At 63.7% G+C, this 14,208-nt stretch carries 21 protein-coding genes; 18 read left to right on the top strand and 3 right to left on the bottom strand.

What is annotated here, in order from left to right:
- Positions 1-109 precede the first annotated feature (109 nt).
- From HWN72_RS03365 to HWN72_RS03320, 10 genes are all read left to right on the top strand, one after another.
- Complete coding sequence (locus HWN72_RS03365) at positions 110-325, top strand: response regulator transcription factor (protein WP_211149824.1); 216 nt, start codon at positions 110-112, stop codon at positions 323-325.
- A gap of 163 nt (positions 326-488) precedes the next feature.
- Positions 489-1,043, top strand: coding sequence for a phage baseplate assembly protein V (locus tag HWN72_RS03360; RefSeq protein ID WP_211149823.1), 555 nt, complete (start codon positions 489-491; stop codon positions 1,041-1,043).
- Entirely contained in the window at positions 1,043-1,387 is a 345-nt protein-coding gene (locus HWN72_RS03355) for a GPW/gp25 family protein (protein WP_211149822.1), read from the top strand. Before HWN72_RS03360 ends, HWN72_RS03355 begins: the two co-directional genes overlap by 1 nt.
- Before the next feature lie 17 nt (positions 1,388-1,404).
- Complete coding sequence (locus HWN72_RS03350; RefSeq protein ID WP_211149821.1) at positions 1,405-2,580, top strand: phage tail sheath subtilisin-like domain-containing protein; 1,176 nt, start codon at positions 1,405-1,407, stop codon at positions 2,578-2,580.
- A gap of 42 nt (positions 2,581-2,622) precedes the next feature.
- Entirely contained in the window at positions 2,623-3,135 is a 513-nt protein-coding gene (locus HWN72_RS03345) for a phage major tail tube protein (RefSeq protein WP_211149820.1), read from the top strand.
- A 63-nt stretch (positions 3,136-3,198) separates the two neighbouring features.
- On the top strand, positions 3,199-3,513 hold the full coding sequence (locus HWN72_RS03340) for a phage tail assembly protein (protein WP_211149819.1): 315 nt from the start codon (positions 3,199-3,201) through the stop codon (positions 3,511-3,513).
- Between the two features lie 8 nt (positions 3,514-3,521).
- Positions 3,522-3,653 carry a GpE family phage tail protein gene (locus HWN72_RS03335; protein WP_211149818.1) on the top strand — a complete coding sequence of 44 codons (132 nt, stop codon included), beginning with the start codon at positions 3,522-3,524 and terminating at the stop codon, positions 3,651-3,653.
- A complete protein-coding gene (locus HWN72_RS03330) occupies positions 3,653-6,115 on the top strand; it encodes a phage tail tape measure protein (RefSeq protein ID WP_211149817.1) in 2,463 nt (820 codons plus the stop codon). The genes HWN72_RS03335 and HWN72_RS03330 overlap by 1 nt, the downstream gene beginning before the upstream one ends.
- Positions 6,116-6,127: 12 nt before the next feature.
- Positions 6,128-6,541 carry a phage tail protein gene (locus HWN72_RS03325; protein WP_211149816.1) on the top strand — a complete coding sequence of 138 codons (414 nt, stop codon included), beginning with the start codon at positions 6,128-6,130 and terminating at the stop codon, positions 6,539-6,541.
- Positions 6,538-7,548, top strand: coding sequence for a contractile injection system protein, VgrG/Pvc8 family (locus HWN72_RS03320; RefSeq protein ID WP_211149815.1), 1,011 nt, complete (start codon positions 6,538-6,540; stop codon positions 7,546-7,548). The genes HWN72_RS03325 and HWN72_RS03320 overlap by 4 nt, the downstream gene beginning before the upstream one ends.
- Here the strand turns inward: HWN72_RS03320 and HWN72_RS03315 are convergent.
- The 3 genes from HWN72_RS03315 to HWN72_RS03305 are packed head-to-tail and all read right to left on the bottom strand — an operon-like array spanning position 7,545 to position 9,110.
- Positions 7,545-8,024 carry a DUF4429 domain-containing protein gene (locus tag HWN72_RS03315; protein WP_211149852.1) on the bottom strand — a complete coding sequence of 160 codons (480 nt, stop codon included), beginning with the start codon at positions 8,022-8,024 and terminating at the stop codon, positions 7,545-7,547. The two genes, HWN72_RS03320 and HWN72_RS03315, sit on opposite strands and share 4 nt — an antisense overlap.
- Positions 8,024-8,419, bottom strand: coding sequence for an HIRAN domain-containing protein (locus HWN72_RS03310; protein WP_248005782.1), 396 nt, complete (start codon positions 8,417-8,419; stop codon positions 8,024-8,026). The genes HWN72_RS03315 and HWN72_RS03310 overlap by 1 nt, the downstream gene beginning before the upstream one ends.
- 28 nt (positions 8,420-8,447) lie before the next feature.
- Positions 8,448-9,110, bottom strand: coding sequence for a S24 family peptidase (locus HWN72_RS03305; RefSeq protein WP_211149814.1), 663 nt, complete (start codon positions 9,108-9,110; stop codon positions 8,448-8,450).
- An 84-nt stretch (positions 9,111-9,194) separates the two neighbouring features.
- On the opposite strand from HWN72_RS03305, the gene HWN72_RS03300 reads away from it, so the two are divergent.
- The 8 genes from HWN72_RS03300 to HWN72_RS03265 form a co-directional block, all read left to right on the top strand.
- On the top strand, positions 9,195-9,524 hold the full coding sequence (locus HWN72_RS03300) for a YdaS family helix-turn-helix protein (RefSeq protein ID WP_211149813.1): 330 nt from the start codon (positions 9,195-9,197) through the stop codon (positions 9,522-9,524).
- On the top strand, positions 9,521-10,012 hold the full coding sequence (locus HWN72_RS03295; protein ID WP_211149812.1) for a hypothetical protein: 492 nt from the start codon (positions 9,521-9,523) through the stop codon (positions 10,010-10,012). Before HWN72_RS03300 ends, HWN72_RS03295 begins: the two co-directional genes overlap by 4 nt.
- Entirely contained in the window at positions 10,012-10,317 is a 306-nt protein-coding gene (locus HWN72_RS31980; RefSeq protein ID WP_211149811.1) for an ogr/Delta-like zinc finger family protein, read from the top strand. The genes HWN72_RS03295 and HWN72_RS31980 overlap by 1 nt, the downstream gene beginning before the upstream one ends.
- 100 nt (positions 10,318-10,417) lie before the next feature.
- Positions 10,418-10,621 carry a hypothetical protein gene (locus HWN72_RS03285; RefSeq protein WP_211149810.1) on the top strand — a complete coding sequence of 68 codons (204 nt, stop codon included), beginning with the start codon at positions 10,418-10,420 and terminating at the stop codon, positions 10,619-10,621.
- The gene (locus HWN72_RS03280) at positions 10,618-10,797 is read left to right on the top strand and encodes a hypothetical protein (RefSeq protein WP_211149809.1); all 180 of its coding nucleotides are present in this window, start codon (positions 10,618-10,620) and stop codon (positions 10,795-10,797) included. The genes HWN72_RS03285 and HWN72_RS03280 overlap by 4 nt, the downstream gene beginning before the upstream one ends.
- Positions 10,798-10,800: 3 nt before the next feature.
- Positions 10,801-13,530, top strand: coding sequence for a toprim domain-containing protein (locus HWN72_RS03275; RefSeq protein WP_248005781.1), 2,730 nt, complete (start codon positions 10,801-10,803; stop codon positions 13,528-13,530).
- A 17-nt stretch (positions 13,531-13,547) separates the two neighbouring features.
- Positions 13,548-14,051, top strand: a complete 504-nt coding sequence (locus tag HWN72_RS03270; RefSeq protein ID WP_211149808.1) for a hypothetical protein — start codon at positions 13,548-13,550, stop codon at positions 14,049-14,051.
- A gap of 15 nt (positions 14,052-14,066) precedes the next feature.
- On the top strand, positions 14,067-14,208 hold a 142-nt coding region (locus HWN72_RS03265; RefSeq protein ID WP_211149849.1), incomplete at its 3' end, for a GapR family DNA-binding domain-containing protein.

Below are 14,208 nucleotides of genomic sequence, written 5' to 3'. Positions count from 1 at the left end.
AATACCAAAAAGTGCAATCTGCAATCGTTGCGCTGGGAGAATTCACCATACCATTTGCGATCCGAAACTGATTACTTCCGATTAAGTAGGTTAACAAACGGGGGTAATAATGATTCGTTTTACTACTGAAGCGCCGGTCCTGACCAAACGAGAAGTCCAAGTCGTCCGTTTAGTCGCTGACGGATACTCGGCAAAGGAAGCAGCGTTGAATCTGCATATCGCGCCTTGCACGGTGGAGCGGCATATCGAGAATGTTCGGCTGAAAACGCGGGCACGAAATCGGGCACACATGATCGCGCACGTGGTATCGGGCGGTCTGATCTAAACCCGATCGCTGACTGCGTTCAGGGGCGCACGCCGATCCATGGTCCTGCACAGACAAAGGTGAGGTTAGGTCCCCTGATAAAATGCGCGGGGCTGCATTTCGCTAATCGCTCAGCGAAATGCAGCCCCGCGAAAGACGGTGATCCTCGCGCCATGGTCCCACCATGGCGCGCACTGCAGATCCCGAACAGCTTACCGGCGAACTGATCCAGCTGGGCACCGTGGCCTCTGTGGACCACGGTGCCGCGACCTGCACTGTCGAGATCGGCGACCTCACCACGGGCGACCTGCCATGGCTCGCATGGCGCGCCGGTCGTGTGAGAATCTGGGCACCGCCTTCCTTTGGCGAACAGTGCGCTGTGCTCTCGCCAGAAGGTGATTTGGCCAACGGCTTGGTCCTGCCGGGCCTGTGGTCCGATGGCAACCCCGCGCCCTCTTCCGATCCCGACCTGTTCCTGATCGTCTTCGATGACGGGGCGGAGATCTCGTACCACTTCGCCACGCACAAGCTGACCGTCACGCTACCCGCCGGCGGCATGGCGGACGTAACCGCGCCCGGCGGCCTGACGATCAACGCAGACGTCACGATCAACGGCAACGTCACGATTGACGGCAAGGCCGAAGCTTCGGAAGACGTCATTGGCGGCGGCATCAGCCTGAAGAGCCACAAGCACACTGGTGTTGCGGCCGGCGGCGCCCAGACCGGGGCGCCCGTCTGATGGCGAGCATGTCCCGCACCACCGGAGCCGCGATCGACGGCCTTGCCAGCATCAGGGAATCGCTGGACGACATCATCAAGACGCCGATCGGCACGCGCGTGGGCCGCCGTGAGTACGGCTCGCAGGTTCCTGACCTGATCGACAAGCCCATGGATGCGCCGAACATTCTGCGGATCTATGCCGCCAGCGCGCTCGCGATCACTCGCTGGGAAGATCGCGTTCGCCTTCGCCGCGTCACCCTGACCGCCGGCGCCACCCCCGGCGCCGCCACCCTCAACATCATCGCCGACCGTACGGACACCGCTTCTGCGGCGGCTCGCGTCAGCCTCGCTTTGTCTCTCTAGCCCCAAGGATCTGCGCAATGCCCTTCAAGCATGGAATCACCGTTACCGAGATTGTCGAAGGCGCACGCACGCTGACGGCAGTGTCCACCTCGATCATCGGACTCGTCGCGACCGCGTCCGACGCTAGCGCCGCCGTCTTCCCGCTCGACCGCCCGGTGCTCATCACCGACGTCGAGACCGCGATCGGCAGCGCCGGTGTCGAAGGCACACTCGCCAAAGCCCTGCGTGCTATCGCCGACCTGACGCGCGCGATCGTCGTCGTCGTGCGCGTCGAGGAAGGGGCTGACGCTGCCGAGACCGCCAGCAAGGTCATCGGCACCACAACTGCCGACGGACAGAAGACCGGCATGCAGGCGCTGCTGGCCGCGCAGGCGCAGCTGGGCGTGAAGCCCAAGATCCTCGGCACCCCCGGCCTCGAAACGCAGGCCGTCACCACCGCGCTCGCCGTGGTCGCCCAGAAGCTGCGCGGCTTTGCCTATGCCCGCGCGATCGGCGAGAACGTGGCGGCCGTCACCGCCTACCGCGCGAACTTCAGTGCCCGCGAACTCATGCTGCTGATGCCCGATTTCCTCGCATGGGATACGACGGCCAATGCAGCAGTGCCGCGCTACTCCGCTGCCAGCGCAATGGGCTTGCGCGCGCTCATCGACACCCAGACCGGTCCGCACAAGACCCTGTCCAACGTCGCTGTCAGCGGCGTTGTCGGCTTGACGAAGGATATTCACTGGGACATCGAGGACGCGTCGAGCGAGGCGGGTGTTCTCAATGCTTCCGAGGTGACCGCCCTCGTTCGCACCGATAGCGGCTATCGCTTCTGGGGCAACCGCACCACGGCCGAGGCCGAAAGTGCCTTCGTGTTCGAGAGCACTACGCGCGTCGCTCAGCTGCTCGCCGACACCATCGTCAATGGCATGCTGTGGGCCATGGACAAGCCGCTGACGCCCAGCCTTGCCAAGGACATCATCGAGACCATCAATGGTCTCTTCCGCCAGCTAAAGGCTGGCGGCGTGATCCTCGGTGCCAATGCCTGGTACAACGAGGCGAACAACGACGTCACCGCCCTCAAGGCCGGAAAGTTGCGCATCGAGTACGACTACACCGTGCCGCCGCCGCTCGAAGACCTCGGCTTCAACCAGCGCATCACCGACAGCTACTTCGCCGACTTCTCGGCGCAGCTGTCCGCTGACGCCTGATCCGGCCCGCCTCTCCCTTCCATACGATCATAGGAGCCCGCCATGGGAATGCCCCGCACCCTCAAGGACATGATGATGTTCAACGAAGGCGAAGCCTATCAGGGCGACGCCAAGACTGTGACCCCGCCCACCCTTACCCGCAAGATGGAGGGCTATCGCGGCGCTGGCATGAGCGGCGAAGTGCAGATGGATATGGGCCACGAGGCGATGGAGGCATCTTTCGTCTGCGGCGGCCCCATGCGGCAGGTCCTGCGCCAGTGGGGCACCCCCACGGTGGACGGCGTCTACATCCGCTTCGCCGGCAACTATCAGGCCGACGATACCGCCGACGTCGATCACATCGAAGTCATCATGCGCGGCCGCTTCTCGGAGATCGAGATGGGCGATCAGGAAGTGGGCGAGGCGAGCGAGTTCACCACCACCATGGCGGTCGCCTACCTCAAGATCGTCTGGAATGGCCGCACCGAGATCGAGATCGACCCGCTCAATATGATCGAGGTGGTCGATGGCGTCGATCTCCTCGCCGAGCGCCGCGCTCTCATGGGCCTGTTCTGACCCACACGGCCCGGCCGCGCGCCGGGCCTCCTCCTTTTTCCCTGATTCCCGGAGTTCATCACCATGACCGATACCCCCGAAGCCCGTCGCGACGTTGCCGTCGTCACCCTCGATACCCCGATCGTACGCGGCGAGCAGACGATCGCCTTCCTCGAACTGCGCAGGCCCAAGGGCCGAGCGCTCAAGGGCATCTCCCTTGTCGATCTCGGCCAGCTGAAAGCCGATGCGCTGCACATGATCCTGCCGCGTATCACCAACCCCACGATCAGCCCGGCCGAGGCCATGGATCTCGACACGGCGGACCTGCTCGCCTGCGGCGTGGAGATCGGCGGTTTTTTGCTGCAGAAGTCGCATCGCACGGATGTCCTCGCACAGTAGACGACGCGATGGCGGATCTGGCGGTCGTGTTCCACTGGCCGCCCGGTGCGATGGACGAGATGGATCTCTCCGAAATCATGGGCTGGCGCGCGCAGGCCGCGCGCCGCTCGCAGCCTCCTGAAAAACCCGGAAAGAAGTAATGGCGGACAGGAATCTTCGTCTTCAGGTCATCCTTGAGGGGCTCGACAAGCTGACCGCGCCCCTCAAGTCGATCACCGGCGCGTCATCCGCCGCGCGCCGGGATCTGGCGAAGACCGCCGAGGAACTGCAGCACCTCGACAAGCTGCAGAAACAGATCGGCAGCTTCAAGGCGAAGGAGGCCGCGTTCGGCGCGGACACCCGCAAGCTGCAGGAGACCAACGCGCGGCTGACCGAGTTGCGCGCGCAGATCGACGCGACCGACAAACCCACCAAGGCGCTGGCGAAGGACTTCGCCCAGGCAGAGCGGCAGGCCGCCGCGCTGACCGCCCGGCTCGATGCCGGCGGCGCCGAACTGCAGCAGCTGTCTGCCAAGCTGTCGGCCGCCGGCATCGACGTCGCGGATCTCGCACGGCACGAGGATCGCCTGTCCGAACGCACCGAACAGGCGAACCGCGCCCTGCGCCAGCAGACTGCCCAGCTGGAGCGGGTCAACAAAGCGAAGCGCAACTCCGACAAGCTCAACGACATGAGCACCAAGGCGACCGGCATGGGCCTTGGCATGGTCGGTGCTGGCATTGCGACCGCCGCGCCCGTGGTCGGCGCGGTGAAGCAGGCGATGACACTGGAGAGCGCCATGGCGGACGTCTCCAAGGTCACCAACATGACCTCGCCGCAGATCCAGCAGATGTCGACCGACTTCATCGACATGAGCGAGAAGATCCCGATGGCCGCCAACGAACTGGCGACGATCGCCGCCGCCGCCGGCGCCGCCGGTGTCGGCATGGACAAGTTCGGCAAGCCGATGGCCAATCAGCGCCAGCAGCTGCTGGAGTTCACGAACGACGCGGCCGAGATGGGCGTCGCCTTCGATATGACCGCCGATCAGGCAGGCGAGACGATGGCAAAGTGGCGCACCGCATTCGAACTGCCGCAAGCGGGCGTGCGCGCGCTCGGCGACGGCGTCAATGCGCTGACCAACCGCTTCGGCGGCAAGGCCGCGAACGTCACCGACATCATCACCCGCATCGGCCCGCTGGGCAAGGTGGCGGGCCTCGCCGCGCCCGAGATCGCCGCGCTCGGTTCCACGCTCGATTCCATCGGCATCCCGAGCGAGGTTGCCGCCACCGGAATCAAGAACACGATGTTGGCGCTGACCAAGGGTGAGGCGGCAACGAAGAGCCAGCAGGCCGCCTTCGACGCGCTTGGGCTCAGCGCCACCGACGTCGCCAAGCGCATGCAGACCGACGCGGCCGGGGCGATCACCGACGTCATGCAGCGTATCGGCAAGCTGGACGCGGACAAGCAGTCCGGGATCCTGACCCAGCTGTTCGGCTCGGAGAGCGTCGCCGCGATCGCGCCAATGCTCACCAACCTCGATGGCCTCAAGCAGCGCCTAGCCCTCGTCGCGGACGCCAGCGAGACGGCGGGCTCGATGCATGGGGAATTCCTCAACCGCATCGCCACCACGGAAGGGGCCGTCGGCCTTGCTGGTAATGCCCTGTCGGGCCTCAACATCACGATGGGCAAAGCCCTGCTGCCGACCGTCGTCAAGGTCGCGGGCATGGTGCAGTCCGCCGCCAGCGCCTTTCGCGGGTGGGCGCAGGAGAACCCGGTGCTTGCCAAGGGCATCATGATGTTCCTCGGTATCGGCGCCGGGCTGTTGATCCTGCTTGGCGGCATTGCCCTTGCCTTCGCCGCGCTGACCGCCGCAGCCGCGCCGCTCGGTATCGCCCTCCTGCCGCTGCTCGGTATCGTCGCTGCTATCGCGGCCGTCGCCGCAGCCGCTTACCTGATCTACGACAATTGGGGGGCGATCACCGCGTGGTTCGGTTCCCTATGGGAGCAGATCAAGGCGCTGTTCGCTGGCGCCCTCGCGTTCATCGTCAAAGCGTTTCTGGGCTTCACGCCGCTGGGGCTGATGATCCAGGCATTCGCCCCGGTGCTCGGCTACCTGCGCTCGCTCAATTTCACGGAGATCGGCCGGAACCTGATACAGGGGCTGATCAATGGCATCGTCGGCATGCTCGGAAGCCTCAAGTCCACGGTGATCAACACGGCCAGCGCCGTCGCGAACTGGTTCAAGTCGAAGCTGGGCATCCACTCGCCATCCCGCGTCTTCGCCGGCCTCGGCGGCTTCGTCATGGCGGGGCTCGATCAGGGCCTTGCCGCGAACACCTCCGGGCCGCTGTCGCGCATCACCGATCTATCGGGCCAGATGACCCGCGCGCTTGCGGTCGGCGCCGGGGCGGGAACCATCGCCGCCGCCGGCATCACGCCTGCCGCCGCGCAGAGCGCACCCGGCGCGGCGGGCGCTGCTGTCGCGTCGGGCAACACCTATCACATCAACATCACCGTCGGCGCCGGCGGCAGCGCGCAGGACATCGCCGAGGAAGTTCGCCGGGCGATCGAGGAAATCGAGCGCGAACGGCGAGGCCGCGGCTTCGGTGACGACGGTAACTGAGGACGATTTTGCATGCACCTGATGGCCCTCGGCATGTTCCTCTTTCAGCTTGGAACGCTCCCGTTCGATGAACTGCAGCGCAAGATGGACTGGCGCCATGCACGCGCGCCGCGCATCGGTGCCGGCGATGCCACCCAGTTCGTCGGCCCCGGCGACGATGCTGTGACGCTTTCCGGCGCCGTCTACACGGAACTTTCGGACGGTGCCGTCTCGCTGGACGATCTGCGCGCGATGGCGGCAACGGGCGAAGCGTGGCCGCTCGTATCCGGCAGCGGCCGGGTCTACGGCAACTTCGTCATCACCGCGATCGACGAGCGCCAGACTTATCTTATGGCAGACGGCTCTCCGCGCCGGATCGACTTCGGCATTGATTTGCTCGGCGTGGACGACCCCGCCGCAACCGCCAGCGAGGCGGCCGACGCATGAGTTACGCCGTCAACAACATCCCCGACTGGCGCGTGACGCTCGACGGCGTCGATCTGTCCGATCGCATCCGTCCGCGCCTCGTCTCGCTCACCCTTTCCGAAAAGCGTGGGGACGAGGCCGATCAGTTGGACATCGTCTTGAGCGATCATGACGGCATGCTGGCGATCCCCCCTGAAGGCGTTGTGCTGCGCCTGCAGCTGGGCTGGCTGCAGGGCCGCGACGTGACGCCGGGGCTGATCGACAAGGGCAGCTTCAAGGTGGACGATGTCAGCCACAGCGGCCCGCCCGACCACATCACCATCCGCGCTCGCGCTACCGACTTCACCAGCGAGATCCGCAATCGCCGGGCGCACAGCTGGTCGAACACGACGCTGGGTGCCGTGCTGCAGGAAGTCGCCGGGCGCAACGGCCTCACGGCCCGCATCGCGCCCGCTCTGGCGTCGATGCCCCTTCCGACCATCAGTCAGAGCCGGGAAAGCGATGTTGCGTTTCTGCGCCGCCTCGGGCGGGAAAATGACGCGGTCGCCACGATCAAGGACAAGCATCTCGTTTTCGCGCCGAAGGGCGCCGGGCAGACCAGCACCGGCGTAGCGCTACCTGGCCTTTCCATCCGCCGGCGGGATGGCGATCGGCATAGCTGGCAGCGCCAGAAGCGTGACGGGCAGGAAGGTGTCTCGGCCAGCTGGCACGACAAGAAGGCGGCGAAGCGCCAGACCGTCACGGTCGGCAAGTCGGACGGGGCGAAGAAGCTGCGCAAAGTCTATCCGGACGAGGCGTCGGCAAAGCGCGCGGCGGCGGCGGAAACCGCGCGCCTGAAGCGCGCGCCCGCGACGTTTGGCATGACCCTCGCGCTCGGCCGGGCAGATGCCTACCCGGAAGCGCGCGTCACCGTCAGCGGGTTCAAGGCAGGCATCGACGGCACGACATGGCTGATTTCTGAGGTGACCCACCGGCTGGACAAAGGCGGTGGGTTTCGGACTGACCTCAGGATGGAAACTGCCCCCTAGCCCAGCAACGCAGCTTTCTGCTGGTTGAACTCCTCGCGTGTAAGGAGGCCACGGTCTAACAGACCCGCCAACTTTTCCAGTTGTTCTGTCGGCGTTATCGAAGCGGAGGCGACGACTGGCGCCCGTGATCTTTTCACTCCGGCCTCGACCACCTCGCGAAGTTGCTCAAAGATTTTGTTCTGCTTACCGCCCTTAAATAGAACCGTATTCTCGTCTTTAGTCGCCGCAATTATGCCGCCGCGACTTTCCACCCCGCCGACGATGGAAAATTGAATATATCCCGATGTCAGCATGTTCGCTGGCTTGAACTGAACGGCCGCAATGCTTCCGAAGGGAATGCGTTTATCCCCCTTCAGGCCGTGAAGAGAGAAGGACACCAGACCCTTACGCCGGATGACAATGCCATCATCGGTAACTTCGACGTTTGCTCCGTAGCCTTCGTAAATTTGCCCCACGTTACACCCCTTCATTTCCATCAATCATCCGGCCAAATTTCATCTGGATAGAAATCTGGCTCCGACACTGGCTCGTCGAAGATCTCCTCCGCTTCGACCAGCATTGAATTGGTCAGCTTCGGGATCTCCCCATCAAACGACACGCGGATCCATGCACCAAAGTCAGCTTTGCGCTGAAATACTGCCTGGACGTCGGCGGCCCCCAACAGTCCACCCACCCGTGGCGCTCGCTCCGCGCTGATGTAACCCAACTGCACGTCACGCACCGAGAGCACCGCTATGGCGTGGCGATCATGTTTGTTCTTCGGTTCAGGGACTAGCCTCACCGGCTCACCCGGCTCGCACAGAAGGATTTCAAACTGGCGGTTCGAACCGTCTGCGTTCGGATGCGGAGCGCCTACGACCGCAAGCGACATAGCGGGAATAGATGTCATCCTTGGAAGCTCACGCTCTGCGGAATACGCCGGCTACCCGGCCAATGACATGAAGGTCCGCGCCATTCGCGATCTCCGTCGGCACCGCCGGGTTGTCCGCCATCAGCTTGTACGTTCCATCGGGCATTTTACGGACGCGCTTGATTGTGCCGAAGCCTGCAAAATCTAGCGCCCAGATACCTTCTTGCCGATCGATAGTACGCTGCGATCGGTCGATCATCACAATGTCCCTATCGTTGATCGTAGGGTACATGCTGTCGCCTTGAGGCTTCACAATCGAGAGATGTGCAGCGGGAGATTGCGTGAAATTGCTCACCCACTCTTCAGGAATCCACCTATCAACGCGCTCCAAAGCGTGTTCGTCGAGAAAGCCCGCCCCCATTCCCAGCGATAGGTCGATTTCCTCGACCCGCACCAAACCCATCTGCTCAGCGATTTCAGCAGCCGAGGGGGGGATGAACGCATCTTCCGCCGCGTCGTCCACTTCGCCCGTCAGGTACGCGGCAGTTGTCCGCAGCAGACGCGCGATTTTGTGTAGATGACTAGATCCGGCGGACTGCCCGGTCACGATCTTCCCGATCGTGGCTTGGCTAACTCCGACTTCACGCGCCAACGATGACTGAGAGTAGCCCAGATCCTTCATTCTTTCGGCTACGCGGTCTGGCTTGATCATTGGCGCACCCTACAACTTTGGTAATTTTTCGAAATCATACAATGCCTATTGACCTATCTAAACCCATGGTTGTAGATCGGTGTCATGACACAGGTCGTTACCCCTTTTGAGGCCCTGAAGATGGGCGTAGCCCATGTTGGAGGGCAGTCTGCGACGGCCCGCATTTGCGGGGTTTCGCAGACTGCAGTGTGGAAATGGCTTCAGAGCGCTAAGCGCCTTCCGGCTGAGCACGTACTTTCAATGTCAGAAGCCACCGGCATTTCGCCTCATCTGTACCGCCCTGACATTTACCCACTTTCCCTTGTTATCGAGGAGCCTGATTACACCGAAGAGTGTAGCCCGGTTCTATCGACAAAGCTGACGCCCGTCGCTTGCGATCATCCGCTCAAAACGCAACGGAAGGATGTGGCATGACAAAGCCTCGCGATCCCGTGTCGTTCTCAATGGCGATTACGACGGTGGCCGGTTTGATCGGTTGGAAGAAAGCCGCTGAGGTGACCGGCCGCGCCGAGCGGACAGTCCAGCACTGGAGCGAAAGCGACAATCACGGCACGCCGACGCTTCACCAAGCCATCGCCCTTGATCGCGCCTACATCGCCGCTGGCGGGGGATATGCGCCAATTTCCGATAGTTTTTCCCGTCAGATCGAGGTCGCCATGGCGGAGCAGGACGCCTGCCGGCTTGCTCTTGCTGACGACGTCGCCCTGTTCTCCCGCGAGGCGGGCGACGCAGTAGGCCGCTGCATTCAGGCTCTCGCGCCAGGCGCATCGCCCGCGTTGATCCAAGCTGCCATCCTTGAGACCGAAGAAGCTGACGCGGTAGTTCCGCGCCTCCTCGGCCGTCTGAAAGCCCTTCTACCCGGCAATGGGGCCGGGCGCGAAGCCTATGGGGAAACGAAGTAATGTCGGGGCGACGGGTACAACTCCCTCACGTCAACTGCCCGGCCTGCGGAGGCAGGGCATTTGCGAAGACGGCAGGCAAGAAAAGCCTGCTGTTCAAAGAACTCTACTACGCGTGCCGAAATCCGGATGCGTGCGGCCATGAGTTCGTAATCGAACTGATGGCGACCCGGTCTACGAAGCCGAGCCGCTACCCAGCACCGCTGCATAAGCTGCCGATGACGACGTGGCGGGACGCCGCGAACGATCGCGCTGCCAACGATGACGGTCCCCCCACCGAACCGGAATCAAGCGCGACCGTCACCTGAACTGACGGCCGCGCCGAACTGACCTTCTGATCCTGATGCCTTCGAACCCGGCTCGCTTCCGGGAACGCCCCAGCTTTGTCTACTTACCGGAGCCTTCTCCATGCATCTCACTCACCATAGCCACTTCGGCGCGGTTCTCCAGCAGCCCCACCAGCGGCCGGGCTCAACGCCCTCTCTGCTCGCCGCATGGTGCGATCTTTCGCGCAGCCTGCCGTATGACATCCGCCGCGATACCATCGCGCTGTTCTTCTGGACCCCGACACTGCTGGAAGCCTTCGCCCTCGCATGGGTGATGCTGCCGTGATTCAGATTTCCCAGCTTATCCGCGAGGGCCGCGACGCCGTCATCGCCGAGAAATTCCGCGAAGGTCGCCCCGCCACCAATCCCTACGGCCCGACATCGAAGCGCCACGTGTTCTGGCAGCGCGGCGCCGACGAAGCGCGCACTCGCGCCGACGCCGTCCTGCAGATCGGAGCCTGATCCATGGACATGCGCGAAGACATTCGCCGCGCCTTGCTGCCGCTGCTCAAGGCCGATTTCAAATGGAAGAAGCAGACCGGAACATGGCTGCGTCAGGGCAAGTGCCCGGATTGCAACGAGCATTCGGTATTCACCCATGAGCAGAACCCGTGGGTAATGAGTTGCGAACGCACCAACAAGTGCGGTTGGCAGCGCTCCTCCCGCGATCTTTATCCCGAGATCTTCGACACGTGGTCGAACCGCTTCAAGGCTACGCCGGAGAACCCGACCGCCGCAGCGGATGCCTATCTCAGCGATGCGCGCAGGCTCAACCTGCTCGGCATGCGCGATGCATATTCGCAGGAATATTATCGCGACGAGGCGCGCCGGATCGGCTCAGCCACCGTCCGCTTCCCGCTCCCCGGCGGCAGCTGGTGGGAACGCCTGATCGACCAGCCCGGTCGGTTCGACCGCAAGGCCCGCTTCGCCCCCGGCAAAACCTACAAGGGGCAGGCGTGGCAGCGGCCCGACGTGTCGATCGAGGACATGGCGAACGCGCCTAGCATCTGGCTTGCCGAAGGCATCTTCAATGCATGGGCGCTGGAGCAGGCCGGGCAGCGCGCCGCCTCGACCATGTCGAGCAACAACTACCCGGCCGAATTCCTGCGGCAGCTGCGCACCCACATCGCCGCGTCGGATACCCCGTACCGCAAGCCCAAGATCGTCTTCGCCTTCGACGTCGGCGCGGCAGGCACCAAGGCGAGCCACGAGTTCGTGGAGCGGGCCAAGAAGGAAGGGTGGGACGCCACCGCCGCCCAGCCCATGGGCGAGGACGAGAACGGCAAGGAACTCGACTGGAACGACCTGCTCGTCTTCGAACGCCTGGGCGAAGCGGAGCGGGCCGAATACCTATGGCACGGCAAGGTGCTGCTCGCTGCGAATGCCCAGGAAAAGGCGTTCCTGATCTGGGACAAGCACCGCTGGAACAGCTTCCACTTCACCTTCGGCAGCCGCACGTACTGGTGCTCGATCGACATCTCGGTCGTGCAGGAAAAGATCGACGAGTACCGCAAGGGCCGCACCCGCGAATTGAAGGAGATCGACAAGGACGAGGAAGCCGCAATCCGCGAGAAGGCCTCGCTGGAAGCGCTTTCGGTCGAGGAGATCGCCAACTGCGCCTTCCGCGTCCTGTACCGCCAGCGGGACGAGGCGACGGACGAGACCAAGTTCTACCTCAACATCAGCTACCCCAGCGGCAAGCGTCCGTCGGTGAAGGGCGATTTCACCGCTGCCCAGCTGCGCAAGGCATCGAACTTCGAAGATCGCCTCTTCGCCTTCGGCGGCGTCTGGACCGGCAGCGGCCTGCAGCTGACCCGCATCCTGCAACAGCAGACGCCGGACCTGCCGGACGTGCGCCCGCTCGGTTTCACCGGCTACTGCCGTGATTCCCAGACCTATGTATTCGGCCCGATCGCCGTCGCCGGTGGCCGCGTCTACAAGCCGAACGAGAACGAGTTCTTCCAGATTGGGAAGAAGGCCCTCAAGTTGGGCACGTCGGAAAAGCTGCTCGATATCGACTATGACGCGGACCAGCTGGACGTCAGCTGGCTCCCGCACCTGTGGACCGCCTACGGCCCGAAGGGCATCGTCTGCCTGACCTTCTACTTCGCCTCGCTGTTCGCCGAACAGATCCGCGCGGAGATGAAGAGCTTCCCGTTCCTCGAAATGCACGGCCTGCCGGGTACTGGCAAGACCACGCTGGTGGAGTTCCTCTGGAAGCTGCTGGGCCGTGAGAATTACGAGGGCTTCGACCCGGCCAAAGCCACGCCCGCCGCCATGGCGCGCAACCTCGGCAAGGTCGGCAACCTCCCCGTCGTCCTGATCGAGGGCGACCGCAGGGAAGAGGCCAGCCACGCCAAGCGGTTTGAGTGGGAGGAACTGAAAACCGCCTACAATGGCCGGTCCGTGCGCTCGCGCGGCGTCAAGAATGGCGGCATGGAAACCTTCGAGCCGCCTTTCCGTGGCGCCATCATCATAGAGCAGAACGAACCGGTGAACGCCTCGCGCGCGGTGCTCGAACGTATCATGTCGCTCGGCTTCGACATGTCGGGCTGGTCGCCAGATACCAAGGTCGCGGCCGAGAAGCTGGAACAGTGGCCGATCGAGAAGGTGTCCGGCTTCATCGTCCACGCCACCAAGCGCGAGGGCGAGGTTATGGCACGCTTCCGGCAGGCTTTCGCACAATACGAAGCCGAACTGCTCGGCATGCCTGCGATCCGCACCAATCGTCTCGCAAAAACGCACGGCCAGCTGCTCGCCTTCCTAGACGCCATGCGCAGCGTCGTGCCGCTCAGCGATGACCAGCAGGCCGCGACCGCCCGCTTCATCGTCGAGATGGCCACGACGCGGCAGACCGCCGTCAACAGCGAAGACCCCGTGGTCAGCCTGTTCTGGGAACGGTTCGATTACCTCGAGGAGAACGAGGACCGGGTCGCCACCATCGGCCACATCAACCACCATCGCCGCCACGACGAGGGCCTGATCGCCGTCCGACTGAACGAGATGGAGGCCCGCTGCGCTGACAAGCGCTTGGCACTGCCCACCCATGCCGAACTCATCCGGGCGCTAAAAACCTCGAAGAACCGCCGGTTCATCGAAGTCTGCCCGGTCAATTCCCGAAACGAGAACGTCGGCGCCGTCCGCTGCTGGATCTTCAAGGATGACAGCCGCGCCGCCGGTCACCGCAAATCCTGAAAACCGAAAGGACGATCATGCGTACCGTACCTTCGCTCCTGTCTATGCTGGACGATCCCGACACCGCCCAGCCGCCGCCGCTGCCCGCCCCTATCATGCCATGGGACTACATCCAGATGCGCCGTAAGGCCGCTGGACTTTCGATCGAGCAGGCTTCCAAGCCCTTCTGGCATCACAAGGAGCACCGGGCCGACGTCGAGCGCAACATGGCCCGGATCGAGACGGTCGGCTTCCGCGTGAAGCGGCTGTGGGACATGTCCCGGTCATTCCGCCTCAACCTGACGGTCTACCGCCAGCTGTGCGACACGCCGCCCGACCAGCACCCGCGCCTCTGCCGCGCCTGCGGGTGGGATGAGTGGTCCTCCCAATCGGATACCGATGGGTTCGATTGCACGTGGTCCGCCCTCGATCCCGAGATCTGCACCCTGTGCGAGCAGGTCGGCCGCCAGAAGTTTCGGCCCCGCCCGGCGAATTCCCAGCCTCACAACCACACCCCCGGCGCCGCCCAGCGCGCCGCCTGATCCAAGGAATCCTCTATGTCCGAAACGAACGCCACTGAAGACCGCCTGCGCCTGCTGATCGAGCGGGTGGAGCGCCTGGAAGAAGAGAAGAAGGGGATCAGCCAAGACATCAGCGATGTCTACGCCGAAGCCAAGGCCGTCGGGTACGACGTCAAGG

The organism is Novosphingobium sp. HR1a (genome assembly GCF_015594425.1).
GTDB classification, from domain to species: Bacteria; Pseudomonadota; Alphaproteobacteria; order Sphingomonadales; family Sphingomonadaceae; genus Novosphingobium; species Novosphingobium resinovorum_A.
Note: the sequence above shows the minus strand (reverse complement) of the source record. Positions and strands in the feature narration are given on the sequence as shown.